This is a genomic window from Brevundimonas sp. (assembly GCF_032107865.1).
In the GTDB taxonomy this organism is placed as follows: domain Bacteria; phylum Pseudomonadota; class Alphaproteobacteria; order Caulobacterales; family Caulobacteraceae; genus Brevundimonas.
This window is the reverse complement of sequence record NZ_DAMCNG010000083.1, coordinates 1-10,773: the sequence shown is the minus strand read 5'-3', so window position 1 is coordinate 10,773 and position 10,773 is coordinate 1. Positions and strand designations below refer to the sequence as shown.

The window sequence follows — 10,773 nt, the reverse complement described above, 5'->3', positions numbered from 1 at the left end:
CCCGCCCGCCGCGATGACCGGAACCGACAGTTCGCGCGCCAGCAGGCGTGTCAGCGGCAGGGTGGCGAAGCGCGGATCGTCGGCCGGGTCGAAGACCCCGCGATGGCCGCCCGCCTCGACACCTTGGGCGATCACCATGTCGAACCCGGCGGCGACGGCGGCGCGGCCTTCTCCGGGCGTGGTGGCGCTGGCGATCAGGACGCAGCCCGCCGCCTTCAGAGCTGCGATCTGATCGGGCCGGGGCAGGTCGAAATGGACGCTGACCACGGCGGGCTTTTCCTCGACCAGCACGGCCAGCTTGGCGTCGTCGGTCAGGAAGCTCTGATAGATGTCGTTGAGACGCTCGGGCGGGGCCGCGCCGAACTCATTGAAGATAGAGCGCAGGCTGTCGATCCATACGGCGTCACGCGCCGGATCAGCCGCAACCGGCGCATGGCAGAACAGATTGACGTTGAACGGCCGGTCGGTCAGCGCCTTGACCGCGCGGATGGCCTTGCGGCTCGCCTCGGCGTCGATGGCGCCCAGGGCGATGGAGCCCAGCGCCCCCGCATTCGACACGGCGGCGGCCAGTTCAGCGGTCGAGGTTCCGGCCATCGGCGCCTGGATCAGGGGGAAGGACAGGCCGAGGTGATCGGTCAGGGCGGTCTTCATCGAGGCTCCTTCGCGCGTTTCTGCACAGATAGGCGCTGACAATCCCGGCGTCAGGCCCCGGCTGCGCTAGACTTTCCTCGTCTGATCATTGATTCGAAGTCGTATGACCATCCACACCCCGACGCCCGAAGGCGGCCGCATCGTCGAAGAACCGATGGGCGATGCGCTGTCCAAGCGCTATCTGGCCTACGCCTTGTCGACGATCACCAACCGGGCGCTGCCCGACGTGCGCGACGGCTTCAAGCCGGTGCACCGTCGCATCATGTACGCCATGCACCAGATGCGGCTGAACCCGCAGGCGGCCGCGCGCAAATGCGCCAAGGTCGTCGGCGAGGTCATGGGCGGCTATCACCCGCACGGCGACGCCTCCATCTATGAGGCGCTGGTCCGTCTGGCTCAGGACTTCGCCCAGCGCTATCCGCTGGTCGACGGTCAGGGGAACTTCGGCAACATCGACGGCGATAGCGCGGCGGCCATGCGCTATACCGAGTGCAAGCTGACGCCCGCCGCCGTCTTGCTGCTGGACGGCATCGATCAGGACGCGGTCGATTTCCGCCCCACCTATGACGATCAGGACGAAGAGCCGGTGGTCCTGCCGGCGGGCTTCCCTAACCTGCTGGCCAACGGCTCGTCGGGCATCGCCGTGGGCATGGCGACCTCGATCCCGCCGCATAACGTGGGCGAACTGATCGACGCCTGTCATCTGCTGCTGGAACGGCCGGACGCGACGACCGTCGATCTGATGCAGATCGTGCCGGGACCGGACTTCCCCACCGGCGGCGTGTCGGTCGAGAGCCAGGCCGCAATTCTGGACGCCTATGAGACCGGCCGCGGCGGCGTGCGCCTGCGCGCCAAATGGGTCGAGGAAAAGCTCGATCGCGGCGCCTATCAGATCATCATCACCGAGATGCCGTATCAGGTGCAGAAGTCGCGCCTGATCGAGGCATTGGCCGACCTGATCGAGAACAAGAAGGCGCCCCTGCTGGGCGACGTGCGCGACGAGTCGGCGGAAGACATCCGTCTGATCCTCGAACCGAAGAACCGCACCATCGAGCCTGAAATGCTGATGGAAAGCCTGTTCAAGCTGTCCGATCTCGAGGTGCGCTTCCCCATCAACATGAACGTGCTGGACGCCATCGGCACGCCGCGCGTCATGGGGCTGAAGGAATGCCTGCAGGCCTTCCTCGACCACCGCCGCGTGGTGCTGAACCGCCGCAGCCAGTGGCGCATCGCCCGCGTCGAAAAGCGCCTGCACCTGTTGGAAGGCCTGCGCATCGTCTTCCTGAACCTGGACGAGGTCATCCGCATCGTCCGCGAGGAGGAGCAGCCCAAGGCGGCCCTGATCGCGACCTTCGGACTGAGCGAGCTTCAGGCCGACTTCATCCTCGACACCCGCCTGCGTCAGCTGGCCCGTCTCGAAGAAATAACGATCGAGAAGGAATTCAATGAGTTGTCGGAAGAACTTGCAGCACTGCAGGCGCTGACGTCCTCCGAGGCGAAACAGTGGAAAGCTATCGGCAAGGAGCTTGAGGCCGTCCGCAAGGCCTTGGTCTCGCCGCGCCGCACCCTGATCGGCGAGGCGGTCGACGCCTCGGCCTTCGTGGCGCCGGAAGCCTTCATCCCGCGCGAGGCGATCACCGTCATCCTGTCGGATCGCGGCTGGATCCGCGCCGCCAAGGGCAAGGTCGACGACCCGTCCGAGCTGAAGTTCAAGGAAGGCGACAAGCTGGGCTTCCTGGTCCCCGCCTATACGACGGACAAGCTGCTGGTCGGGGCGTCGGACGGGCGCATCTTCACCATCGGTGCCGACAAGCTGGCCTCCGGGCGCGGGCATGGCGAGCCGTTGCGTCTGATGATCGACCTCGATGAGAAGGCCGAGATCATCAACGTCGTGGCCCATGAACCGGACGCCAAGCTGCTGATCGCGTCGAAGGCGGGCTACGGCTTCGTCGCGCCCGAGAACGATTTGCTGGCCCAGAAGCGCGGCGGCAAGCAGGTGCTGAACGGCGAGATGCTGGCCATGCTGCGGGTCAACGGCGATCACGTCGGGACCATCGGCGAGAACATCAAGGCGCTGATCTTCCCCTTGGCCGAACTGCCTGAAATGGGCCGCGGCAAGGGCGTCAAACTGCAGAACTACAAGCAGGGCGGCCTGGCCGATGTGACGGTGTTCAACGCCGAGGCGGGGCCGGAATGGGCCGACGGCGGCGGACGTCGCCGCAACTGGCCGGATTGGAAGGACTGGCTGGGCAAGCGCGCCGGCGCCGGTCGTCAGGGCCCGCGCGGCCTGCGCAAGTTCCGCTGAGTTCACCCCTCTTCCAGTGAGGAGGGGGAAGGGGTGACGGCGAATTCATTGTGCGCGACGCAGGATGCCCCGCATAGTCGCGCCTGATCTTTCGGAGGAGGCTCAATGATCACCTGGATCATCATCGGCGTCATCGTCGTCATTCTGCTGTTCGTCGTGGTCGGCGCCTACAACAGGCTGGTCAAGCTGGATCAGACGGCGAACCAGTCGTTCGCGGACATCGATGTGCAGCTGAAGCAGCGCCAGGATCTGATCCCCAACCTGGTCGAGACGGTGAAGGGCTACGCCACGCACGAGCGCGGCACCCTGGACGCCGTGACCCAGGCGCGGGCCGCCGCTGCGGGGGCTCGCACCGTCGATGAGAAGGTTCAGGCCGAGAACATGCTGACGGCGACGCTGGGCCGCCTGTTCGCCGTGTCCGAGGCGTATCCGGACCTGAAGGCCAACGCCAACTTCCAGCAACTTCAGATGGACCTGTCGGACATCGAGAACAAGCTGGCCGCCGCGCGCCGCTTCTTCAACAACGCCGTCAGCGAGTTCAACGCCGTGCGCCGTCAGTTCCCCACGGTCTTGTTCGCGGGGATGTTCGGCTTCGGTGCGGACAAGCCCTTCTTCGACGTGGGCGAGGGTGAACGCGCCGCCCTGAACGCCGCCCCGCCGACGGTGAAGTTCTAAGCCCCAATGGCGGTTTTCGGTCAGGCCGTCGGCCTCAAGACCCACATCTGGCGGAACAATACCCGGTCGACGATCCTGCTGGCCGGGTTCCCTGTGCTGCTGGTCGGCATCCTGTTCGGCATTCAGGTGCTGATGATGGGGTTCGGCCTTCTGCCCAACTCGGGCGGCGACCTGGGTCAGGATCTGGCGCTGGCGGCGTCCATGCTGGGCTGGACCGTGCCCTTCGCGGTGATCGCGGCGGCGATCTGGTTCGTCATCGCCTATTTCGGCAATCAGATGATGATCGACGTCATGACCGGGGCGCGCAAGGTCGAGCGCCGGAGCGAGCCGGAGCTCTATAATCTGCTGGAGAACCTGGCGATCTCGCGCGGGATGAAAACGCCGGCTCTGCGCATTATCGAAAGCCCGTCGCTGAACGCCTATGCGTCGGGTCTGCATGAGGGCAATTACAGCGTCACCGTCACGCGCGGGCTGATGCAGACCCTGAACCGCGATGAGATGGAGTGCGTTCTGGCGCACGAACTGACCCACGTCATCAACAAGGACGTGCGGACCATGGTGATCGCCTCGATCTTCGCCGGGATCATCAGCGTGGTGGCCGAACTGGTGTTCCGCAGCCTGTTCTATGTGCGCGGCGGCCGTGGCGGGAATAACAAGAACGCCATGCCCCTGATCCTGATCGGCCTGGCCATCGGGGTGATCGGCTTCGGTCTGGCCGCCGTCATCCGCATGACCCTGTCGCGGACGCGGGAGTATGTGGCCGACGCCGGGGCGGTGGAACTGACCAAGAACCCGGACGCCATGATCTCGGCGCTGCGCAAGGTGTCGGGCCAGTCGAAGCTGGAGGCGCCGGACGAACTGCGCGGCATGTTCCTGGACAATACGGCGGAGAAGACGGGGTTCTCGGGCCTGTTCGCGACGCACCCGCCGATCGAGAAGCGGATCGCGGCCCTGGTCCAATTCGCCGGGGGCCGGGACGACGGGCCGTGGGGCGGAGCGCCTCAGGCCGCAGGCACGGCGGTGCCGACGACGTAGCGCAGCCTTCTCCCTCCCCATTTTGGGGAGGGTGGTCGCGCAGCGACCGGGTGGGGAGGGTCAGGTGATCCTGGGTGTCGTACTTGAACAACCTGGCCGCCCCCACCCGGCTTCGGCCTTTCGGCCTCAGCCACCCTCCCCAAAATGGGGAGGGAGAGGCGGGGCCGTCTATTCCTCCAGCCGCTCCCAGCCCCATGGGCGCAGGGCCTCCAGCGGGCGGAACTCGGCCTTGTAGTCCATCTTGGGCGAGCCCTGGACCCAGTAGCCGAGGTAGACATAGGGTAGGGCCACCGTCTCGGCCTGATGCAGGTGGTCCAGGATGGCGAAACGGCCCAGGCTGCGGCGCTCCAGCTCCGGGTCGAAGAAGCTGTAGACCATCGACAGGCCGTCATGCAGCAGGTCGGTCAGGCAGACGCCGACCAGACGGCCGGGGCCGTCGTCCTCGCTGGGCAGGCGGTATTCGATCAGATGGGTGCGGACGGCGGTGTCCTCGACCATCGACACATAATCCAGCCAGCTCATGTCGCTCATCCCGCCGCCGGGGTGGCGGGCGTTCAGATAGCGGCGCAGCAGGTCGAACTGCTCCATCGTCGCCTCGGCCTCGACCAGGCCGCGCGACAGATCGGCGTTGCGGGCCAGGATGCGACGTCGCGAGCGCGAGAGTTCAAAGTCCGCCACCGGAATCCGCACCGAGACGCAGGCTGCGCAAGCCTCGCAGGCCGGGCGGTAGGCGATGTTCTGGCTGCGGCGGAACCCGGCCTGGGTCAGGGCGTCGTTGACATCGGCCCCGTCGCTGAACGGCAGGTTGGCGAAGACCTTGCGTTCGAACTGCCCCGGCAGATAGGGGCAGGGCGCGCTGGCCGTCATGAAGAAGCGAAGCTGGCGCGAGAAGAAATGCTGGGTCACGGCTGTTGCTCCGTGACGGTTTCAGGGCCCGCACAGGGGCCGGATGGATACGCGCGGCTCATGTTCTGATTTGGCGCGCAACCAGCCGTTTTCGCAAGCCTTCTTCGCGCGGCGAGCGTATCGCCGCGCGCGGTCACAGGCTGGTATCCGTGGGCAGGACCGGGGCTTCGCGCAACAGGACGATGGCGATGCGGCGATTGCCCGCCAGCGACGGGTCGTCGGGATACAGCGGGTCGGACCCCGCCTTGCCGGCGACGGAATAGACCCGGTCGCTGTTCACGCCCGCGCTTTGCAGCGTCAGGCGCGAGGCGTCGGCGCGCGCCGAGGACAGGGGCCAGTCGCCGGGGCTGCTGGCGCGGCTGGAACCGGCGACGGCGCTGGTGTGGCCCGTGATGGAGATGCGGTTGGGCAGTTGGTTGATGACCTTGGCGATGGCCCGCAACAGCAACTGGGCGCGCGGGTTGGGGCGCGAGGAGCCGTTTTCGAACATCGAACGGCCTTCCTGATCCACCAGTTGGATGCGCAGGCCCTCGGGCGTCTGGTCGATGATCAGCTGTTTCGACAGTTCGGCCAGTTCCGGCATGGACTGCATGGCCTGGCGCAGGGATTCGGCGGCGCTGGCGAAATCGGCGGCTTCACGCCGGGCGATCTCGGCGCGCAGGGCGGCTTCGCTGGCTGAGGCCAGGTTGGAGTTCTGACCCGCTTCCTGCGGCGCGTCGGGGGCCTCGGGGGCCAGTTGTTCGATGACCGCGTTGGAGCCGGCGCCCTTGGCGCCTTCGGAATCGCCCAGCGACGTGCCGCCCAGGATGCCGCCGGAGCCCGAGGTTGAGGCCGAGACGTTGGCTGGGGCGAAATATTCGGCGATGCCGCGCTTCTGCTCTGGATCGGTCGTGTTGATCAGCCACATCAGCAGGAAGAAGGCCATCATGGCCGTGACGAAGTCGGCGTAGGCCACCTTCCACGCGCCGCCGTGATGGCCGTGGGCGGCGACCTTTTTGACCTTCTTGATCAGGATCGGGCGATCGTTCAGCGCCATGGGGCGGGTCCGTCTTAACCGTGTTCGTTCGCCCTAAATCCCATGCGGGGCTTAAGAAGCGGTTGCAGTGAGATGCGACGGCGCGCCGCGCTCTTGCCGATGGGGACTTCACGGCCTAGCTGATGGCCATGTCACAGTCGCCCGCTTCCCCCGCCGCTGATTTCGATGCCCGCGCCTATCGCCGGGCGCTGGGCGGATTTGCGACGGGGGTGTGCGTGGTCACGGCCCATACCGTCGACGGGCCTCTGGGGATCACAGTGAACAGCTTCACCTCGGTCTCGCTGGAGCCGCCGCTGGTGCTGTGGTGCATGGACATCAAGTCCGACCGCCACGACGCCTTCGCCGGAGCGGACCGGTTCGCCGTGCACATGCTGCCGGTCGAGGATCAGGCCATGTCGGACCGCTTCGCCTGGGGCGTATGCCGCCTGTCGGACGACGAGTTCGCGGTCGATGATCCCGAACCGCCGCGCCTGCTGAACGCCGTGACGCGCCTGACATGCCGGACGCACGACCGCATCGTCATGGGCGACCACTTGGTCATCGTCGGCCGGGTCGAGGCGTTCGACACGCGGCCCGGCGACGCGCTGACCTATTTCCGCGGGAAGTACGGCAAGGCCGCCGATCCGACGGCCTGAGCCTTTGTGCTGGCGTCAGCCCATCATCCGCGCGGCTTGCGGCGCGAAATAGCTGATGACGCCGGATGCGCCCGCGCGCTTGAAGGCGTGCAGGCTTTCCAGGATGGCGCGGTCCGGGTCCAGCCAGCCGTTGGCGAAGGCGGCCTGCATCATCGCGTACTCGCCGGACACCTGATAGGCGAAGGTCGGAACCTTGAACGTCTGCGACACCAGTCGGACGATATCCAGATAGGGCAGGCCCGGCTTGACGATCAGGGCGTCGGCGCCTTCCGACAGGTCCATCGCCACTTCGCGCAGGGCCTCCTCGGCGTTGGCGAAGTCCATCTGATAGGTCTTCTTGTCGCCGGTCAGCGACTTCGACGAGCCGACCGCGTCGCGATACGGACCGTAGAAGGCCGAAGCGTATTTGGCCGCATAGCTGATGATCAGCGCATCGCTCAGGCCATTGGCCTCCAGCGCCTCGCGGATGGCCTGGACGCGGCCGTCCATCATGTCGGACGGCGCCACGGCGTCGGCGCCCGCGTGGGCGTGGATGAAGGCCTGTTCGGCCAGCCGCTCCAGCGTCGGGTCGTTGACGATGCGGCCGTTCTCCAGAACGCCGTCGTGGCCGTGGTCGGTGTAGCAGTCCAGCGCCACATCGGTCATGACGCCGATCTCTGGCGCGGCGTCCTTGATGGCGCGGATGCAGTCGGGGATCAGGCCGTCCGGGTCGGTGGCGGCGGCACCCACATTGTCCTTCAGCCCGTCGTTCACGTTCGGGAACAGGGCGACCATCGGGATGCCCAGATCGCGCGCCTCGACGGCGGCCTTGGCGGCCTCCTTGGGCGACAGGCGGAAGACGCCCGGCATGGAGGCGACCGGCTGACGGTCCTCGTCGCCGTCATGGACGATCAGCGGCCAGATCAGATCGGCGGGCGTCAGCGTCGTCTCGGCGACCAGACGGCGCACCCAAGGCTGCGAACGCAGGCGACGCGGGCGGGCGTAGGGGAAGGCGGCGGGCTGGAAGGGCATGGTCATGATGCGCGGCTTAAAACAAAGCGGAGAGAGAGGCAAAAGGCGAACTGTCCACCCGCGGCTATCCCTCAACCGGGACGGGGTGACGCGCGAGCCGCCAGCCGTTAGAAGCGCCCCGAACGCCCCGTCAGAGGGCAGGCTGTAATGCGGGAGCTTTCATGGACTTCGCCCTAACCGACGATCAACGCGCCATTCAGGACGCGGCTCGCGCCTTCGCCGAGGCCGAACTGGCCCCGCACTCGGCCCGCTGGGACGAGGACAAGCATTTCCCGGTCGACGTGCTGAAGGCCGCCGCCGAGATGGGCTTCGCCGGCATCTATACGGGCGAAGAGCATGGCGGCATGGGGCTGGGCCGGGTCGAGGCGGCGCTGATCTTTGAAGAGCTGTCGCGCGGCGACGTGGCGACGGCGGCCTTCATCTCGATCCACAACATGGCGACGTGGATGATCGACAGCTTCGGCTCGGACGAGTTGCGGGCGCGCTTCGTGCCGTCGCTGGTCGGGATGGAGAAGATCGCCAGCTACTGCCTGACCGAGCCGGGGTCTGGCTCGGACGCGGCGGCGCTGCGGACGACGGCGGTGCGCGACGGCGACCACTATGTGCTGAACGGCGCCAAGGCCTTCATTTCCGGCGCCGGGACGTCGGACGTCTATGTCGTCATGGTCCGCACGGGCGGCGAAGGGCCGAAGGGCATCTCGACCCTCGTGGTCGAGGCGGGGACGCCCGGCCTGTCGTTCGGCGCCAATGAGAAGAAGATGGGCTGGAACGCCCAGCCGACCGCCGTGGTCAGCTTCGATGACTGCCGCGTGCCGGTCGCCAATCTGGTGGGCGAGGAAGGCGCGGGCTTCAAATACGCCATGGCGGGTCTGGATGGCGGGCGCCTGAACATCGCCGCCTGCTCGCTGGGCGGGGCGCGTCTGGCTCTGGAGACGGCCCAGGAATACGTCGCCGGCCGCAAGCAGTTCGGCCAGGCCATCGGCCAGTTCCAGAACACCCAGTTCGAGCTGGCGGACATGGCGACGGATCTGGAGGCCGCCCGCCTGATGGTGCTGCGCGGCGCCTGGGCCATCGACACCGGCCACGCCGAGAAGACGAAATGGTGCGCGATGGCCAAGCGCCTGACCACCGACGCCTGCTTCCAGATCGCCGATCAGGCGCTGCAACTGCACGGCGGTTACGGCTATCTGAAGGACTATCCGCTGGAGCGGATCGTGCGCGACCTGCGCGTTCACCGCATCCTGGAAGGCACCAATGAGATCATGCGCGTGATCGTGGCGCGGGAGCTGGCGCGCTAGAGCGAAATAGGTTCACATGCGATCGCATGTGAACCCAGATATTCGCTCAAAGCATTGATACTGGTCTAGGCGTCAGCCGCAGCGCCTCGCCAGAGCCGTCAGCGCGGCGGACCGGCCCAGATACCAGGGCTCGTCCGCCTCGTTCGGGGCGTGGAAGTCGACGTTGCGCGCCTGTTTCAGGGCAGCCTGACCTTCGGGCGACAGGGTGTAGACCTGCCTGTCCATGTCATCGACTGAGGGCGTCAGCGCATAATCGGTGTTGTCGATCGTCACCGCCAGGACGCGCTCGCCGGGGCCGGGTGATCCCGGAAAATCATAGAAATACTGGAATGCAACCCGCCCGTCTGCGCAGTGCGCGCGGGTGATGACCGAGGTGAAGTTCCAGTTCAGGAAGCTGGCCACCGGCCCTTCGCCCGATACGTCGTGCGTCACCCACTGCGCGCTTCTTTCATCGGCGGAAGCGGCGGTCAGAGTCAGGGCGGCTGTCATCGCGGCGATGAGCATGGGGAAGGTCTTTCGTGAGCGATACGGAGGCCATACCAGCGTTGCTGCGGCGCGAATGCAAGACGGCTTCGGCTTTACCCGCACCGACGCCGGCTCTAGACCCACCGCATGAGCATTGAATCCGAAGTCATCACCCGCATCGAAAATGGTGTCGGCCGCATCACCCTGAACCGGCCCAAGGCGATCCATGCCCTAAACCGGTCCATGTGCGAGGCGATGATCGAGGCGCTGCTGGCCTGGCGCGCGGACGATGCGGTTCAGTCGGTGCTGATCGACCACACTGGCGAGCGCGGCTTCTGCGCGGGCGGCGACATCCGCATGATCGCCGAGAGCGGGGCAGGGGACGCTTCTGAGGCCAAGGCCTTCTTCAGCGCCGAATACCAGCTGAACCATCTGATGTTCGTCTATCCCAAGCCGATTACGGCGGTGGTGGACGGCATCGTCATGGGCGGCGGCGTGGGCATCAGCGAACCGGCCGATGTCCGCATCGCTACCGAACGCACCACCTACGCCATGCCTGAAACTGGCATCGGCCTGTTCCCCGATGTGGGCGGCGGTTGGTTCCTGCCGCGCTTGCCGGGCCAGACGGGCGTCTGGCTGGCCCTGACCGGCGCGCGGCTGAAGGCGGCGGATACGGTGGCGCTGGGCATTCACACGCACTTCGTCGCGTCGGAGGCCGTCGAGGCGCTGAAGGCCGACCTGCTGGCCGCGCCCGCC

Annotated in this window: 11 protein-coding genes; 6 read left to right on the top strand and 5 right to left on the bottom strand. The window is 66.6% G+C overall.

Features of this window, described 5'->3' with window-relative positions; all coding sequences use genetic code 11:
* On the bottom strand, nucleotides 1–651 hold a 651-nt coding region (locus RT567_RS08760; protein WP_313575822.1), incomplete at its 3' end, for a nitronate monooxygenase.
* A 103-nt stretch (nucleotides 652–754) separates the two neighbouring features.
* Here RT567_RS08760 and parC point away from each other — a divergent pair.
* The 3 genes from parC (at nucleotide 755) to RT567_RS08745 (ending at nucleotide 4,666) form a co-directional block, all read left to right on the top strand.
* Nucleotides 755–2,956 carry a DNA topoisomerase IV subunit A gene (gene parC / locus RT567_RS08755; protein ID WP_313575820.1) on the top strand — a complete coding sequence of 734 codons (2,202 nt, stop codon included), beginning with the start codon at nucleotides 755–757 and terminating at the stop codon, nucleotides 2,954–2,956.
* A gap of 105 nt (nucleotides 2,957–3,061) precedes the next feature.
* Nucleotides 3,062–3,631: a LemA family protein gene (locus tag RT567_RS08750; protein ID WP_046654201.1), complete on the top strand. Its 570-nt coding sequence runs from the start codon at nucleotides 3,062–3,064 to the stop codon at nucleotides 3,629–3,631.
* A gap of 6 nt (nucleotides 3,632–3,637) precedes the next feature.
* Nucleotides 3,638–4,666: a M48 family metallopeptidase gene (locus RT567_RS08745; protein ID WP_313575818.1), complete on the top strand. Its 1,029-nt coding sequence runs from the start codon at nucleotides 3,638–3,640 to the stop codon at nucleotides 4,664–4,666.
* Between the two features lie 168 nt (nucleotides 4,667–4,834).
* Here RT567_RS08745 and RT567_RS08740 read toward each other — a convergent pair whose 3' ends face one another.
* On the bottom strand, nucleotides 4,835–5,572 hold the full coding sequence (locus tag RT567_RS08740) for an arginyltransferase (RefSeq protein ID WP_313575816.1): 738 nt from the start codon (nucleotides 5,570–5,572) through the stop codon (nucleotides 4,835–4,837).
* 133 nt (nucleotides 5,573–5,705) lie between these two features.
* Nucleotides 5,706–6,608 (bottom strand): flagellar motor protein MotB, encoded by a 903-nt coding sequence (locus RT567_RS08735; protein ID WP_313575814.1) that lies wholly within the window; start codon nucleotides 6,606–6,608, stop codon nucleotides 5,706–5,708.
* A 122-nt stretch (nucleotides 6,609–6,730) separates the two neighbouring features.
* On the opposite strand from RT567_RS08735, the gene RT567_RS08730 reads away from it, so the two are divergent.
* Nucleotides 6,731–7,243: a flavin reductase family protein gene (locus RT567_RS08730; RefSeq protein WP_313575812.1), complete on the top strand. Its 513-nt coding sequence runs from the start codon at nucleotides 6,731–6,733 to the stop codon at nucleotides 7,241–7,243.
* A gap of 15 nt (nucleotides 7,244–7,258) precedes the next feature.
* Here RT567_RS08730 and hemB read toward each other — a convergent pair whose 3' ends face one another.
* Nucleotides 7,259–8,260 (bottom strand): porphobilinogen synthase, encoded by a 1,002-nt coding sequence (hemB, locus tag RT567_RS08725; protein WP_313575810.1) that lies wholly within the window; start codon nucleotides 8,258–8,260, stop codon nucleotides 7,259–7,261.
* 155 nt (nucleotides 8,261–8,415) lie between these two features.
* On the opposite strand from hemB, the gene RT567_RS08720 reads away from it, so the two are divergent.
* Nucleotides 8,416–9,552, top strand: a complete 1,137-nt coding sequence (locus tag RT567_RS08720) for an isobutyryl-CoA dehydrogenase (protein WP_313575808.1) — start codon at nucleotides 8,416–8,418, stop codon at nucleotides 9,550–9,552.
* A gap of 72 nt (nucleotides 9,553–9,624) precedes the next feature.
* Here the strand turns inward: RT567_RS08720 and RT567_RS08715 are convergent, their stop codons facing one another.
* A complete protein-coding gene (locus tag RT567_RS08715; RefSeq protein WP_313575806.1) occupies nucleotides 9,625–10,056 on the bottom strand; it encodes a hypothetical protein in 432 nt (143 codons plus the stop codon).
* 108 nt (nucleotides 10,057–10,164) lie between these two features.
* On the opposite strand from RT567_RS08715, the gene RT567_RS08710 reads away from it, so the two are divergent.
* Nucleotides 10,165–10,773: enoyl-CoA hydratase/isomerase family protein (locus RT567_RS08710; protein ID WP_313575804.1), on the top strand; the 609-nt coding region annotated here is incomplete at its 3' end.